The organism is Gemella bergeri ATCC 700627, from assembly GCF_000469465.1.
GTDB classification, from domain to species: Bacteria; Bacillota; Bacilli; order Staphylococcales; family Gemellaceae; genus Gemella; species Gemella bergeri.
Window position 1 is genome coordinate 1 of record NZ_KI271812.1, and the last position, 16,890, is coordinate 16,890.

General features: G+C 31.0%; 14 protein-coding genes. 5 read left to right on the forward strand and 9 right to left on the reverse strand.

Annotated features, from left to right (window positions below; genetic code table 11):
* Positions 1 to 275 precede the first annotated feature (275 nt).
* The 3 genes from HMPREF1983_RS01690 to HMPREF1983_RS01700 all read left to right on the forward strand — a co-directional run bounded on the left by HMPREF1983_RS01690 (position 276) and on the right by HMPREF1983_RS01700 (position 3,762).
* Positions 276 to 1,397, forward strand: coding sequence for an acyl-CoA dehydrogenase family protein (locus tag HMPREF1983_RS01690; RefSeq protein WP_021752553.1), 1,122 nt, complete (start codon positions 276 to 278; stop codon positions 1,395 to 1,397).
* Between the two features lie 50 nt (positions 1,398 to 1,447).
* Entirely contained in the window at positions 1,448 to 2,257 is an 810-nt protein-coding gene (locus HMPREF1983_RS01695; RefSeq protein ID WP_021752554.1) for a phosphate/phosphite/phosphonate ABC transporter substrate-binding protein, read from the forward strand.
* A gap of 143 nt (positions 2,258 to 2,400) precedes the next feature.
* Complete coding sequence (locus HMPREF1983_RS01700) at positions 2,401 to 3,762, forward strand: Na+/H+ antiporter NhaC family protein (protein WP_021752555.1); 1,362 nt, start codon at positions 2,401 to 2,403, stop codon at positions 3,760 to 3,762.
* A gap of 62 nt (positions 3,763 to 3,824) precedes the next feature.
* On the opposite strand, the gene HMPREF1983_RS01705 is transcribed toward HMPREF1983_RS01700, so the two are convergent.
* Together HMPREF1983_RS01705 and HMPREF1983_RS01710 are read right to left on the reverse strand one after the other, a co-directional pair.
* Positions 3,825 to 4,376, reverse strand: a complete 552-nt coding sequence (locus HMPREF1983_RS01705) for a GNAT family N-acetyltransferase (RefSeq protein WP_021752556.1) — start codon at positions 4,374 to 4,376, stop codon at positions 3,825 to 3,827.
* Positions 4,377 to 4,402: 26 nt separating this feature from the next.
* Complete coding sequence (locus tag HMPREF1983_RS01710) at positions 4,403 to 5,248, reverse strand: sulfurtransferase (RefSeq protein WP_021752557.1); 846 nt, start codon at positions 5,246 to 5,248, stop codon at positions 4,403 to 4,405.
* Between the two features lie 307 nt (positions 5,249 to 5,555).
* Between HMPREF1983_RS01710 and HMPREF1983_RS01715 the strand changes: the two genes are divergently transcribed.
* Entirely contained in the window at positions 5,556 to 9,455 is a 3,900-nt protein-coding gene (locus HMPREF1983_RS01715) for a pneumococcal-type histidine triad protein (protein ID WP_021752558.1), read from the forward strand.
* A gap of 296 nt (positions 9,456 to 9,751) precedes the next feature.
* Positions 9,752 to 11,032: a serine--tRNA ligase gene (gene serS / locus HMPREF1983_RS01720; RefSeq protein ID WP_021752559.1), complete on the forward strand. Its 1,281-nt coding sequence runs from the start codon at positions 9,752 to 9,754 to the stop codon at positions 11,030 to 11,032.
* A 200-nt stretch (positions 11,033 to 11,232) separates the two neighbouring features.
* Here the strand turns inward: serS and HMPREF1983_RS01725 are convergent, their stop codons facing one another.
* The 7 genes from HMPREF1983_RS01725 to HMPREF1983_RS01760 form a co-directional block, all read right to left on the reverse strand.
* Positions 11,233 to 12,663 carry an alanine/glycine:cation symporter family protein gene (locus tag HMPREF1983_RS01725; protein ID WP_021752560.1) on the reverse strand — a complete coding sequence of 477 codons (1,431 nt, stop codon included), beginning with the start codon at positions 12,661 to 12,663 and terminating at the stop codon, positions 11,233 to 11,235.
* 154 nt (positions 12,664 to 12,817) lie between these two features.
* The gene (locus tag HMPREF1983_RS01730; RefSeq protein ID WP_040460803.1) at positions 12,818 to 13,621 is read right to left on the reverse strand and encodes a hypothetical protein; all 804 of its coding nucleotides are present in this window, start codon (positions 13,619 to 13,621) and stop codon (positions 12,818 to 12,820) included.
* A 315-nt stretch (positions 13,622 to 13,936) separates the two neighbouring features.
* Positions 13,937 to 14,413 carry a 23S rRNA (pseudouridine(1915)-N(3))-methyltransferase RlmH gene (gene rlmH / locus HMPREF1983_RS01735; protein ID WP_021752562.1) on the reverse strand — a complete coding sequence of 159 codons (477 nt, stop codon included), beginning with the start codon at positions 14,411 to 14,413 and terminating at the stop codon, positions 13,937 to 13,939.
* 3 nt (positions 14,414 to 14,416) lie between these two features.
* Positions 14,417 to 15,226 (reverse strand): Cof-type HAD-IIB family hydrolase, encoded by an 810-nt coding sequence (locus HMPREF1983_RS01740; protein ID WP_021752563.1) that lies wholly within the window; start codon positions 15,224 to 15,226, stop codon positions 14,417 to 14,419.
* 259 nt (positions 15,227 to 15,485) lie between these two features.
* Positions 15,486 to 15,875, reverse strand: coding sequence for a hypothetical protein (locus HMPREF1983_RS01750; protein ID WP_021752565.1), 390 nt, complete (start codon positions 15,873 to 15,875; stop codon positions 15,486 to 15,488).
* A gap of 83 nt (positions 15,876 to 15,958) precedes the next feature.
* Positions 15,959 to 16,099, reverse strand: a complete 141-nt coding sequence (locus HMPREF1983_RS01755; protein WP_162790161.1) for a hypothetical protein — start codon at positions 16,097 to 16,099, stop codon at positions 15,959 to 15,961.
* 330 nt (positions 16,100 to 16,429) lie between these two features.
* On the reverse strand, positions 16,430 to 16,890 hold a 461-nt coding region (locus HMPREF1983_RS01760), incomplete at its 5' end, for a hypothetical protein (protein ID WP_021752567.1).

Consider the following 16,890-nt stretch of genomic DNA (forward strand, 5'->3'; position numbering starts at 1 on the left):
ATATTAGCAATATATATTATAAACTTATTTAAAAAAATATTTCCGGTACAATATTTTACGAAATTTGATTATATAGACTTTTAAATTATTAATAAATTATTTTTTTATGTTTTAAAACATAATATTAGTAATACATAAATATTTTTAATATTTATTGACAACGTTTTATTTTAATTGTACAATAAAATTGCAGTGATATAATATAATACTTTAGCTAAAGAATAACCAATCATGCAATTTATAAATTTAATATAATTTTTAAGGAGAATTCAATAATGGACACATTATATAACACCGCAAAAGAATTCGGGAAAACTCATCTATTACCGGAAGCAAAAGATGTTGACATTAAAGGTCGTTTCCCAAAAGAAGGAATTCAAGCGCTAAGAGATGCTGGATATTTTGGGCTGGTTATCCCTACTAAATACGGCGGACAAGGTAAAGGCGTATTAGCTCACGCCGAAGTATGTAGCGGTCTAGCGGAAAGCTGTGCTTCCGCTTCATTATGCTATATGATGAGTAATGTAGGTGCGTACTGTCTATCATTATATGCCAGCGAAGAATTAAAACAAGAGATTTTACCGAAAGTTGCCAGTGGAGAAATTATTCTAGGATTAGCTTACAGCGAAACCGGATCAGGCACACATTTTTACAAACCTGATATGACAGAAGAACCACATGACGGTTACTCTATTCTAAATGGTAAAAAAAGTTTCGTAACTACTGCACGTGAAGCAGATTATTACTTAACTATTACAAAATCTGTTGTGGACGGTACTATTAATTTATGGCTTGTTCCTGCCGACAGCAACGGTTTAACATTTGATGAAGCCGGTTGGAATGGTGTCGGTTTACGCGGAAATGTTTCGGAACAAATGTATCTAAAAGATACTAAAGTTGACCATTTCTATAAAATAGATGGTAATGGTGACGGTGACAGACTTATCTTTGTTGTAGGTCTTGCATCGGCTTGCGCCGGAATTTCTATGGCTATTGCTGATGAAGCTGTTAGATACACAACATCAAGAAAATATACAAGCGGAAAATCTTTAGCCGAAATTGAAACCGTTGAAACCCATTTAGGTGATTTATATTCAAGAGCTTATGCTGCACGTGAAACACTGTTCTCAGCTGCTCGTAGCGTTGATAATAATGATGAGGACGCATTTAAAAATTGTATCGCAGCTCGTGTTACATCTACAAAAGCAGCTGTTGAAAATGGACATGAAGGAATGCGTGTTTGCGGCGGTATCGGATATGTTAGAAATCATCTACCTATGGAACGCTTAATGCGTGATTCTTTAGCGGGTCAAGTTATGGCACCCGGTATTGATGTACTTCGTATTTGGCTTGGTAGATTACTGGCTGACTTAGATTATCTAGCAATCATGAAATAAACCACACTATATTTATAATTTAAAAAGAGAAAACAAGGAGAATTATTGTTATGAGTAAGATAAAAGTAGGAGCTGTTGTTTATGCTCCACAGGTAACTGTTATTTGGGGAATTATCGCTGACTATTTTAAAGAAGCCGGCATGGAAATTGAAACAGTATTCTTCAAAGATTATCGTTCTCAAGATAAAGCACTTTTAGATGGTGAAGTAGATATTATTTGGAACTCTCCTTTAGCATTTGTTGAGTGCGACATAAAATCTGACTCAAAAGCTACTTATAGCTATATGAGAGATACCGACCAAGACAGAACCAGTTGTTTCCTTACTAAAAAAGACAGCGGTATAAAAACTACCGAAGATTTACGTGGAAAAACAATCGGCTTTGGAGCCGTTGATTCACCTCAAGCCCGTTTGATACCGATTCAACATCTTAGAGAAAACGGTCTTGAGTATAATAAAGACTATAAAGAAGTAACTTTTGATGTCGCTTTAGGTTTAGATGGTGACCACGAAGGCGGAGAATATGATGCACTGGAAGCACTAAGACGCGGAGAAGTAGATGCCTGTGTAACAACTGATAATAACCGTCGTTCATGGGAACTTAGCGGTAAGCTAGATCCTAATCAAATTATAGTTTGTTCTACTACCGGACTATATGACCACTGTATATTCTCTGTAAGAGAAGGATTCCCTAAAGAACTATTAGAAAAATGGGAACAAATTCTTTCTGCTATGGATTATAATAATCCTAAACATAAAGAAATGATGGACATGGAAGGTCTTAAAAAATGGGTTCCGGGTAGACGTTCAGGCTTTACCCTATTGGAAAAAGCTGTTGATTATTTAAAATATTTTGATTAAAAAATAACAATTATAAATTAGAAAGGTATCAATTTGTTGTACAAATTGTATTGGGGTGAAATCACGAAGGATTTCACTGACAAAATAAATAAGTTATATTATCCTAGTTGTGATTTCAAAATCACCCCTTGGGAAAAATTATTATGAACGAGAATAACAAAATTAAACCCAATGGATTGGCTTTATTGCCATTTATAATATTCGTTGGTATGTATTTAGGGGTTGGTATTATCCTAACACTTAATGGAGATAAGTTAGGATTTTACACTGTTCCCGCTTACATTTCTACTATTGTCGGTATTATTGCAGCCTTTATTTTATTTAGAGATTCAGTTAATAAAAAATTTGAACAACTTGTTGCAGGTTGCGGGGAGTCCAACATTATTATCATGTGTCTTGTCTTCTTGTTGGCAGGTGCTTTTTCAAAAGTTACCGCCAATATGGGTAGCGTAGATTCTGTTGTTAACCTTGGATTAACATACATCCCGCCACAATTTTTAGCAGCCGGAGTATTTATTATTGCTTCTTTCGTTTCCTTCTCTATTGGAACAAGCGTCGGTACCGTCGCTACCATGGGAGCAATAGTCTTCGAGCTTGCTAGTAAAACCGGTATCTCTCCTGCATTGATGCTCGCTACTCTTTTATGCGGTGCAATGTTTGGGGACGGATTGACTGTAATCTCTATGACAACTATTGCATCTACTAAAATTTTAAATATAGATATTAATTCAAAATTTAAAAATCATCTAAAATTAGTTATTCCTGCTTTCGTGTTAACCGTGATTTTACTACTTGTTTTCGGTTCTCCTAAAGATATCGGAAATATTAATATAGGTGACTTCAGTTTTGTAAAAATTATTCCGTATATTTTTGTTTTAGTCGTCGCCTTAATCGGCGTTAATGTCTTCGTGGTATTAACCTGTGGAATTATTTTATCAGGTATGATCGGTATTGCGACCAAAGACTTTACCCTTTTAAAATTTACTACCAGTATTAATGAAGGGTTTATGGGAGTCATCGATGTATTAATATTCTCTTTACTTATCGGTGGACTTGCTTATATGGTTCAGCAACACGGAGGTATCGAATGGCTGAATGTTAACTTAAAAAAATTTATAAAAGGAAAAAAATCTGCACAAATCGTATCATTATTAATGATGATGATTGTTAACATCGCTTTAGCCAACAATACTGTATCAGTTATTATAACCGGAGCAGTTCTTGGTGACGTTTCTAAAAATTTCAAAGTTGACCCTAGAAAAATGTCAAGTATCGTCTGCGTAGCCGCCCGCGTTACTCAAGGTCTTATTCCATATGGAGCACAAGCATTGATGGTAACCAGCTATTCTAACGGAGCAGTCGCTCCCGTTCATTTAATACCATATTTATGGTACTTCTTCTTATTGATATTAAGTACGGTAATTTCCGTATTTATTCCATTTGATAAAGATAAGACAGAATGGGATTATGAAACACACGCTCCAGTAGCAAATACTAAAGCATAAAATTAAATATAAATTAAGTGGAATAAAGAAAATGTTCTTAACTTTATTCCACTTTCAATATATTATTTTTTTACAATCATATGATCATAATGTTCATGACCGATATATATTTCACAATCTTTTTTAAAACCATAACTTTCATACAACCTTCTTGCACCATGATTCGATTTTGCTACATTTAAACTTTTTAAATTATAATTCTCTTTTACAAACTGTGTAAGCAACTTATTACCAACACCTTTTCCACGATTACCGCTAAAGACATACAATGTATCGAGATAATATTCATTAGGCAGCATTTCATCATAATCAAAAATAATTGTTTCAGGTTGTAGATTAAATTTTTTTCCGGCATCATTAAACCAAAAATCTCTCATTTCATCTAATTTATTATAATGATAACCAAATGAAAATCCAAGTATTTCCCCATTTTCTTCGTAAACTGTACAATACTTATGACTAAACCTATCTTTTTCCGATTCAAAAACGTAATTTAAAATTTCTCGAAATGTTTTCATTGATACTTCTTTTAGTATATCAATCTCCAACGATTCAATAAATTCACCAAGCCCTTCAAGTACCTTCTTATCTTCTTTGGTAGCTTTTCTTATCATAATAATATATTGCTCCTATACTTTATTTACTTATTTTCTACTTCTCCAACATTGGCATATTTTGCAAATGAAGGTTCATAGTTTCTTACACTATAACCTAATTCTTCCAAAATAATTGCAACATATGCAGCACGAACACCGGTAGTGCAATACGTAATCAACTGCTTATGTTTATCTAACCCTTTGTTTTTCACATACTGCTCCAACTCTACTCTTGTTTTTATAAAACCATTTTCATCCACTAATGAATTAAATGGTAATGATATCGCATTAGGTATATGCCCTGCTTTATTTTCTCCATAAATTACTCGTCCATTATACTCTACTTCCAAACGCGTATCAATAATTTGAACATCTTTTTGTCCTATCAAAGATAAAAGTTCATCTGTAAAAATAGCTTTTCTATTATTAACAGCCTCTTTTCTTTCAATATCACTCACATTTATTCTATCTTGTTTTGGGTTATATTTTTTATTAAAACCTAATTTTTCTACTTGTTTAAATCCACCGTCAATTATTTTCACATTATCGAAACCTACATAATTAAATGTATATATAATACGCCCTTCATCACCAAAACCTTGATCGGGCATTGTAAATCCGTAAACTAATACTTCTGAATCAGGAGTAATATTAAGTTTAGCAAAAATTTGTTGATAATTTTCCTTAGTTAATAACTTTCCTAATTCTTCCCCGCCGAACTCTCCAAGCAAACTAATATCCGTCCAATCGACAACAGTCGCCCTATCATACATTAATGCACCTTCTTCCAACATTCCGCCACGTGCATCAATCACGACAAGATTATCGTTATCTCTATTTTGCGATAAATACTCTACATCCACTAATTTTTTAAAATCAAATTTCGTCATATTTACCGTTCCTTTCTAATTATTTAATATACGAATTATTATAACATATCCCAAAATAAAAATCATATTTTTCACTTATTTTCAATCTATTACTAAATATTTTGTACTAAGACATTTTTAAGGTATATGCACAATAAAAACGTTAAATATATTCGTTAAAACCGGACTATCTAATAATATAGGTTTTAAATATTTATAAACCTTAGAAATATAATTTTAAATCGGAAACAATATTATTTACAAAACAAAATATTTATGATATACTAAATCGGAATAATTTTGAATTAAAAAACTAAAAGGAGTTATTATGACAAAAAATAATAAGAAAAAAATAATTATTACGGGTGCTTGCGGTACGGTTGTTATCGGGTTATCAGCTTTTGCCGGTTATGAATATGGTAAATATTCTAATAACTATCCTCATCAACCAATCCACAACATAGCACAAGCGAAAAAAATAAATTATGCTGATAAAATTAGCACTATCGTTGTAAGCGAAATAACTGAAGACGGTTATGCTACTTTACATGGTGACCATAGCCATTTTGTAAAAGGTCTTGTACCATATAATGCTAAAATTTTGGAATCTCTTGTTTATAAAGATGATAAATATGTTCTTAAAGATGAAGATATTCAGTACGAATTAGCGCAAGGTTATGTTATTAAAGTAAATGATAAATTTTACTACTATCCTAAAAAGGGTGTAACTCAAACAAATGTTGTTGATGAAAAAACTGCAAGAGAAATAACAGCACATTCTCATCATCATAGCCATTCCGAAGGTGAAAAAGAAGATAACTATACTTTTAATCCAAAAGATATTGTCAGTGAAACTGCTGACGGCTATGTAGTTCGACATGGTGATCACTTCCATTATATTAAAAAAAGTGATTTAACCGCACAACAATTAGCACAGGCTAGAAAACATGGGATTAATACAGCATTAGCATCGTCTACTGCCGGTATTACCACACCAACAAGTGACGGTTATATTTTTAAAGGCGAACGCGATATTATAGGAAGAAATAGTTTAGGTTTTATCGTTCGTCACGGTAATCACCAACACTTTATTCCTTATAGTCAATTACGTGGTACAAAATGGGAATATCTATTATCTTCACCTTCAACGCCATCTCATAATCATAATACCACACCTTCTGTACCTTCTACAGAAGATAACTATACTTTTAATCCGAAAGATATTGTTTCCGAAGATGAAAATGGTTATATCGTTAAACATGGCGATCATTATCATTATATTCCTAAAAAAAATAATAATTCCAATAACGGTACACAAACACCGAATAAACCTAAACCGAATACCCCCGCACAAGATGACAAAAAAGATTTTAACGGCATCTTAAAATTCCCGGGAATCCATTCTACCACAAGCGACGGATTTTTATTGAGTGAAAATGATAAAATCACTACTACTTCTTCCGGAATTTCAGTAAAACATGGTAACCATGAACATTTTATCTACTATTACCAACTTGTTAATAGTAAATTTGAAAACTTAATTCCTAATGAATACAAAGAAAAAGCAAAAGATGAATACGCAAAACTGGAGCAAGAAGTAACTAAAAAAATTAACTACCTTGCACATAAAAACAATGCTGATGCTAAAGAATTTCATTTTGTTGTGACAAATGAGGGTAATGCAATTGAATTTAAAGGTAAAACAACGTTGTTAAAAGATATTGTCATTGACAATACAGATAACACAAAACCTAGTGACGCAGATGAAGACAAATCACTACAGGAAAAAATTAATTATTTAGCTAAATCGTTAAATATCGATCCATCTACTATTAAAGTTATTGATACCGACAAAGGAAAAGCATTAGTATATCCGCACGGTGATCACACTCATACCATCTTAGCAAAAGATATTGATACTTCTAAACCGATAGAAGATCCACATCACAATGCCGGTGCTGATACACTTAAAAAACTAGGTTTTGACGATGATATTATCCATGATATTCAACACGCTTCTGCAGATACCGATTTCCCTACTCATGAAACTGATACAGAAAAAATGAAAGAATGGCTAAAAACGGTCAAATATCTAAATATAGGACAAAATAAAGACCCTCTGAAACGTAAAGGTCTTGACCTTATGCCTAACATCGAAGTCCTTGGTATAGGATATACACCAATTGACGATATTACACCTGTTTACAAATTTAAAAAATTAAGACACTTATACGTATCGAAAACCGGTATTAAAGATTATTCATTTATTAAAAATATACCTACATTGGAAGGAATTGACTTTTCTGAAAATGATGTCCAAGACATTTCGTTCTTAAAAGATTATCCTAATCTAAAATTAGTAGCCGCAGCCGGAAATAATATTAAAAATATTGATGTTCTTAAAAATCTTAAAAACTTAGAATCACTAAATCTTGACAACAATAAGATTAGCGATATTTCTGCTCTAAAAGATTTAACACACTTAAAAGCGGTAAGTTTAGAAAATAATAATATTACAAAACTTGATGCCTTAAATAACAAATCCGAGCTAAGTCGTTTATTCTTATCTAATAACAGCGGTTTAGAACTTGCCACACTTAAAAATAATAACCTTGAACAATTAACGGTAAATAACTGTAATATTCGTGATTTAAGCGTTGTTTCTAACCTACCTAAATTAAAAAATTTAGTAGCAAATGATAACAAAATCACTACCCTTTCACACCTTACAAATGCTAAAAGTTTAGATTCGGTTGAAGTAAATAACAATAATATTGATCGTTTAGACTTTGAGAACAATACTATTACAAGTTTGGAAATTAAAAACAACAAACTGGATAATATTAATAACATACATAAATTAACCTCACTTGAAAATCTTGATGCCAGTGATAATGAAATTAGCGAACTTCCAACAAATAAACACAACAAACTGGTTAATTTAACGCTAAGTAATAACAAAATCACAACACTGGAAAATGTGAATAACCTTACTGCATTAAAATATTTAACAATGCCTAATAATTATGTATCAACACTAGTGCTAAAAGAAAAAAATAAAATACTTGAATATTTAGATATTAGTCATAACAATATATCAAAAGAAGAATTAACCATCCCTAGCGGGAAAAAAATTCCTAAAGGTATAGCAGATAATTTCGAAAAAGTTGATGGCGGCGACGTTAAAGATAACTACACACTATCTGCTGATTATATTACTAATGAAGCGAAAAAACTTCAAGAAGAAATTTTAAAACTTAAAAATGAGAAAAAATTAAACTCTAAAGTTGCTGATGAATTAAAACAAAAAGCACGTATAATTGAGCTTGATATTACATATAGTATAGATAAAAGTAAAAATAAACTAATTAGTTTAGAAAAACAACTTAATGAAATACGTAAAGATGTTAAAGAACATTTAGCTAATAATCAAACATCACATAATGATGATAATCAAGGAAGTCAAAACTCTCACCATGATGAAAACGAAGAACATAAATTTGAATTTGATGTTAATAATATAATTCGTGAAGAAGGTGACGGCTATATTGTAAAACACGGTGATCACAATCATTTTGTTAAAAAATCAGATTTAACTGCTGAACAATTAGAACAAGCTAAGAAATTTTTGGCAAATAAAGAAAACGGTTCAACCTCTACTGATAAAGAAACTTTAGCTAAAAAGAAAAATTATATCGCCCTATTCTATGGAATAAAAGAAACTGACATTAAAGTAGAAAATAATACATTGGTCTTTAACTACAAAGGAACTGTTAAACGATTGGTACTTAGTGACATAACCGTTCCGGCGATGAGCGATGATATAGAAGCGGATTTTGAAAAAGAAATTACCGCACTGGCTACCAGCATGAACACAACGGTTGAACACATTCAAGTTCAAGACGGACAAATGATAGTTAATCATGGCGATCACAACCATTACTACCCGATAAAAAGTCCGGGATGGAGATTATACAATCAAAATAAAATACCTTATATTGAGATTCCAAAAGTAAAAGGAACCATTGATGAGGCCGTTGTTAATAACAAAATAACCGAATTGGAAAACAAAGCAAAAGTTGTTTTAGCTAAAAATCCCGCTAAATTAAGAAAAGTTTTAGCATGGCTTAATAATTTCAGAGAAGTCAGCCTAGCTTGGCACGTAACAGCAACCGATGGATATTTACAAGCACTGGCTACTTTCGAAAAAACTCAATTAAATGGCTAAAAACACTTGACATTTACTACAAATATGCAGTAAAATAAGTCTAAGTAAATATATAATTTGATTATAGACATGTTTTAATCTAAATACTTTGCAGAGAGGATATGGTTGGTGAAAATATCTAAGTTATATTTTAAAATTCTACTATAACTTTTATCAAATTGATGTTTTAAAGAATCCAACGGATTAAATTTGGGTGGAACCACGGTGAAAATTAATCGTCCCTTGCGTTTTAATAAACGCAGGGGATTTTTATTTTACCATTTAAGCCACTAGTAAATAAAAAAGGAGAAATATTTATGTTAGATATTAAACTATTTAGAGCAAATCCTGAAATGGTTAAACAAAAATTAGCGGCTCGTAACCTTGAAACAGATGTTGTCGATTTATTAATCGATCTTGATAAAAAACGTCGTACTCTTCTTGTTAAAGTAGAAGACCTAAAAGCACTTCGTAATAAAAAAAGTGAAGAAATCGCTATTTTAAAAAGAAAACGTGAAGATGCCAGTGATGTTATAACTGATATGAAAAACGTATCTGATGAAATCACTGCATTGGATATTGAAGTAAAACAAATCTCTGATGAAATCAACGAAAAAATTATTCGTATCCCTAATCTAATTTCTGATGAAACACCAATAGGTGAAGATGAAGACGAAAATATCGAAGTACGTCGAATTGGACAGGTCAGAGAGTTTGACTTCGAACCGAAAGCACACTGGGATCTTGTTGAAGAATTGGATATTGTTGACTTTGAACGTGCTGCTAAAATAGCCGGTAGCCGCTTTGTATTCTATAAAAAAGCCGGTGCATTACTGGAACGTGCCTTAATTAACTTTATGTTAGATACTCATGTTCTTGAACATGGTTATGAAGAATTTATGGTTCCACAATTAGTTAATCGTAATTCATTATTCGGTACCGGACAATTCCCTAAATTTGTTGAAGACGTTTATACAATAGAATCAGAAGGCTTAACGCTTATTCCAACTGCTGAAGTTCCTTTAACAAACTACTACAACGGTGAAATACTAAGCGAAGATATGTTGCCGAAAGGAGTTACATCATTTAGTGTTTGCTTCCGCTCAGAAGCCGGAAGTGCAGGACGTGATACCCGAGGTTTAATTCGTCTTCATCAGTTCAATAAAGTTGAAATGGTTCGTTTTGCTAAACCGGAAAATTCATATGAACAACTTGAAATCATGACTTCACATGCTGAAAACATATTAAAAAAATTAAACCTACCATATCGTGTTATCACGCTATGTTCAGGTGATACCGGATTTTCTAGTGCAAAAACCTATGATATTGAAGTATGGTTACCAAGCTATAATGCTTATAAAGAAATAAGTTCTTGCTCTAACTGTACCGACTTCCAAGCAAGACGTGCTAATATGCGTTTCAAACGTGAAGATACCGGAAAAATAGAATTTATACACACGCTAAACGGTTCAGGTTTAGCTGTCGGTCGATGCTTAGCAGCAATTATCGAAAACTATCAAAATGAAGACGGTTCTATCACAGTACCGGAAGTTTTACGCCCATACATGAGAAATATTGAAAAAATAGAAAAAATATAATTTATTATATCCTTAAAATGAACTAATCTTCTAAACCAATTCATTTTAAGGATATTTTCTTCTTTAATAACTTACGATTATAAAAATAATTAGTATGGTTTTACTGTCCATACTAATTATTATATATCCATTATTTTATTCCATCTTCTATAAATCAACTGAAATTTCACCAAATTTTAAACTAATTACCATAAAAATTTTTAATTTTCTTTTTTATTTTTCCAACAATCAGCATTATCTATTTTTATCGGTAAATTATCCAGATAAAATTCCGGATTTTTCCCTTGCTTATGTTGTTTAACATAATCTTTTAATACCACATAAACTACCGATGATAAGCCTATTATAGCAATTAAGTTAAGCAAGCTCATTACCCCCATTGTTACATCGGCAAGTCCCCAAACTAAGTTCAAATCCATGACACTTCCAATATAAACAAAAATACAAACAATAACACGATATATATTTACCGCCCATTTTTTAGGTATTAAATACTGAATATTAGTTTCTCCATAATAGTAATTTCCAATTACTGAACTATAACCAAATAAGAAAATTGCAACAATTAAAAATATTGTTCCGATACTTCCTATTTGAGAAGTTAATGCAGCTTGCGTTAATTTAATACCCTGAAGTTTATCGTTGCCGTATTCTACTCCCGGATACAAAAGAATTAAAAATGCTGTTGCGGTACAAACCAGACAAGTATCAAAATATACTCCAAGTGTTTGAATAAAGCCTTGCTTCGCCGGATGTGAACTGTCTGCGGTCGCCGCAGCATTCGGTGTCGATCCCAATCCCGCTTCATTGGTGAACATTCCACGTTTTACCCCAAGAAGGATAGAAGTCGCCATTCCAATTACTCCACCACCAACCTGTTCAATACCAAAAGCTGATTTCACAATTTGCCCTAACACTGTTGGGAGTTTATCATAATTAATAACCATTATTATTAAAACAATAAAAAGATAAATAACTGCCATAATCGGAACTAGCCACTGCGTTATTTTTACAACCTTAGTTACTCCACCAAAAATAACAAAAACAGTAAGTGCCAACAACGCGCCTCCGGCTACTTTTGGATTAATATTATAGACCGCCAGCGATTGAGCAATTGTATTGGTTTGTACTGAGTTAAACGCAATTCCGTAAGTTATTGAAATAACAATCGCAAACAGTACCGCCATCCATTTTTGCCCAAGACCTTTTTCCATATAATAAGCCGGTCCTCCACGATAAACACCTTTTCTATCTCTTACTTTATATACTTGAGCTAATGTTGACTCCGCAAATGAAGAAGCACCACCAAAAAGTGCAACAATCCACATCCAAAATACAGAACCGGGGCCTCCCATTGCGATCGCAATCGCAACCCCTGCTATAGTTCCCGTTCCAACACGTGATGCTGCAGATATTGTAAATGCTTGAAATGCTGATACTCCTTTTTTTTCTCCATTTTTTCCTATTTTCGGTTTTTCCGTAATTAATCTAAACATTTCTTTTATATAAGTGAACTGTATAAAATTTGTACTTAATGTAAAATATACTCCCGTCACCACGACAAGCCCTATTAGAAAATATGTCCATATAAAATCGTTTAAATTAGTTAACCATGTTAACAAATTATCCATTCTATAATCTCCTTAATAAATTTTTATATTTACTATTATACTTATTAATGATTATTTTTCTAAATATACGTTAGATTTTATTACAATTAGATATAAAAATAACCTCGGAATTAATTTTTTTCTAAAAATTCCCAAGGTTATTTATATGTTTTTGTTAGATATATTCCATATTTTGAATATTATTATACTGCACTTGATTATTATCCCCTACTAGACAGCGTTTTCTACTTTCTAATATTTCATTTATCTGTATGCTATCTAATGAACTATAATCTAACTTATCGTGTAGTATTTTCTTACCGCTTTGTACTTGCCTTCTTATATCCCCTGCTGAATATAAAGCGACAACGATAAATACTATTGTTATAGCTATCGTAATTAAATTAACAGTCGATTTTAAATCCGGATTATTCTCAGCTGTGATGTTCATTATTCCGGCGATTTGTGATACACCGAAAATTAAATATAATACTAAAATAACCTTTCTTGCTGTAGTTAACATTAGAGGCCAATATAGAATAATAGAAAGGATAATGTTAAAAACAGCTGATACTACTCCCAGCACCATAATCACTATTAACCATAAAAATAATCTTGGAATAATATCTAATATAGCATCTTCTGCACTTACACCATTTACTACATCTGTCATTAACATTGGAATAAATTCTAAAAATGTTATTACTAAAAATACATATAATAAAAAAGATATTACCGTAACTATTATATATACTATTCCCCAATTACTTTTCCACACTCTTCCTTTGTACTCTTTGTATAATCGGTATGTATTATAAATAGGTATAAAGGCAAGTCCTTTTTTTACTCCAAGTACCTCAAATAAAATTGCGCAAAAAACAACATTTATAATATATGCCATTAATAGTATTATTCCTACAATTATGGCTATTGCTACTAGCAATCCTGTTGTAAAATCCGTAAAATCTGTAAAATTCATTGTTCCCATCTCCTTTTTTATGTTTTTTATTAAAAATTGTGTATAAATATAAATAATAATTAAACTTGATGGTGATATTAATTTCGAATGCAACTCGAAAATCTAAATTTCTTAAACCGAGATTCTGTTAAGCCGTATCTTCAAAATTTACTAGAGGTACTCAAAAATTTTTATAACGCAAATCTGAACACCGGCAAACTACCTGCGTCTAAATTAAATTATAAACACTTTTATCAAAAATTAAAACTTTCGGATCATCTCCAAATATCCATATCACTATCAATTATTGTTAAAATTTATCAAAAAATTTACTTTTTACTTATGATAACTTGCTCCCGTAATTATACGATATGCCCTATATACTTGTTCAAGCAAAATAACACGCATCATTTGATGTGGGAAAGTCATTTTACTAAATGACAGTGCATAGTTACTTCGTTTTTTGACACTATCGGATAATCCGTAACTTCCACCTATTACAAGTACCACATCACTCTTTCCTATTATCATTAAATTATTGATTTTTTCTGAAAATTTCTCACTTGAAATACTTTCACCAAGTATTTCCAAGGTAATAACATATTGCGTATCTTTTATTTTAGATAAAATATTGTTTCCCTCTTTTTCCATCGCAACTGCTATTTCTGATGAATTTTCAACTTTAACCTTTTCATCCGGTATTTCAACCGTTGTTAACTTAACATATGCACTAAGGCGTTTTTCATATTCTTTTATAGCTTCTCTATAAAATTTTTCTTTTACCTTTCCAACACACAACAATGTTACTTTCATTTTTTACTCTCTTTCGAAAACAAATTTTTCTATTGCATAGGCAAAACCATCTTCATCATTCGATTTTGTAATAAAATCCGCTTTTTCCCTTACTATATCACCGGCATTTGACATCGCTACACCTATACCTGCAAACTCAATCATACTTAAATCATTTAATCCATCACCAAGTGCGATAACATTTTCTTTTTTAAATCCTAACTTTTTACACAAAGAACTAAGAGAAACACCCTTCGATATTCCTTTATCATTAATTTCTATAAAAAATGGTTTTGACATCGCAACTTCATAACTATCACTAAGCTCTTTTTCTAATTTTTCCTTTATTTTTAGTGCTTCACTCGGTTCTTTTAAAATAATTACTTTTGCTGCACTTTCATTAATATAATCTTTCATGTTTGCCTTTATCAAAAGCTCAGCTCCCACAAGTTCTGATTCTATTCTTGCATATTTATTATCACTACTTGTAAGTATTTTCCCATTTTGATAAGTTAAAATATCACAATTATTTTTTAAAGCTACATCTACCAAAAACTTTAATCTCTCTTTTGATAAAAATTTTTCATACACTTGCTCTTTCGTTTTTATATTGGTTATTCTTGCACCATTAAAAGATAATAAATAATTATCATAATTGTTCAAACCTAATTCTTTTATCATTGGCAACATTCCGAAATCCGGTCTGCCTGATGCCAAAATTACTTTTATATCTTTTTTCTTACATCTTTTGATTATTTCTCTATTTTTTTTAGAAATTTCATGTTTACTGTTCAGCAATGTATCATCTACATCTGTAACAACTAATTTTATCATACAAAAGCTCCTTTTTTTATCACTATGCGTTGTACATTAGGGTTTTTAAGAAGCGAAGCGATCATAAAACACTTAGGTACAACGTATGCAAAAGCAACTTTAATCTTAACGAACAAAGTGAGGAAAAGATTATTAGTTGCCACTACCAAACGATTTGTTCTATCCTTTATTAAATCATATTCTACAAATCTGTTTAGCCCTAGTTTACTCAATATATTATATCAGATAACCTTAATCTCTCATAGTAAAAAAGAAAAAATCATACCATATTGATATGACTTTTCCTTTTTTCTACTCTTTTTTCTTTATGGATTATTATCTTTTCTACTAAAATAAATAACTTAAACCTAGAAATAAAGCTACTATCCCCCCCAATAAAAATTATATATCCTATTATTTTTAAACCTTTATCATACTTCATCTTAACTTCTATATTTTCTTGGATACGTTCCAACTCTTCTTCAGTCATTCCAGCTAATAAGTTATAGCTTTTTTTTAATAGCAAAAGATACGATGTATATATAAAGAATATACCTAATAAAAGACTAGTTACCATCGCCCAAATATTGATATCCCTTATAAAAAAATATGATACAAAATTAACCACTGCTACCATTGCCGTTAAATAAATATATTTTTTTTTAGTCATTAGTTATCACCTACCTAATTATATCTTATAAATATACACTTGAAGGACTTAAATTATACTTCTTCTACCTCCATAAAATTAATCTATCTAATTGAAGTCCATGCTGACACTAACAATACTAATGCTGTAATAATAACTACATATCCTACAATTTTTGCTGTTTTTATTACTTTTTTTTCTTCCTCAGAATTATTTTTTATTTCGATCGCTTTTTCTTCTGTCATACCTGCTAATAAATTATAACTTTTTTTACTATCAATAAATAGCCTGTATAAAAAAAACATATTGACAAAGAAGAATTGAATATAAAAATTTTTTCATATTTATTATATCCCAGCGTTTCTGCTAATAAACATATTATAAACATTATAACTAACATAATAACTATATAGCTTTTTCTTTTCATATTTAAATTAATATCCACCTTTCTATACCCTTAAAACATTCATCATTTTTTCTTAATTCTGATTTAAGTTTTTTTGATGATTCAGTCAATATATATTTCATCAATTCTATTTTTTCATTATTATCGAAGAATTCGTTTAATAAATTATCTATATTTTTAAATCAGGAAATAAAGTGTATGCTACGTTTTTAACTCTTTCATCCTGTTTTCTTACACTATATTCATATACATCAAATTTAATACTAACCTGCACCCATAAATTTGCACCTGCACCTACATTAACAGCTGCTCCGGCACTATGCACAATTACGCCATATACTGCAACACCAACAGCAAATACTACAAGCCAGACAACTGACTGCGGAGTAGGCTCCTCATTACCTGTTTTTATTTTAAATAATTGAGTATAAGTATTCTCATATAAATTACTTTTCGGTATTAATTTAATTGATAGATAGTTGGAAACATAATTACCTACCATCTGTATAATAATAATTAAAAATATTAATAGTACTTTGTATAGCATTTTATAATTTTTTGGTATTATTATATCATCAATAATTATCTTAGATAAATAAGGAAGTGGAAGGCTACTAATAATATTTATTA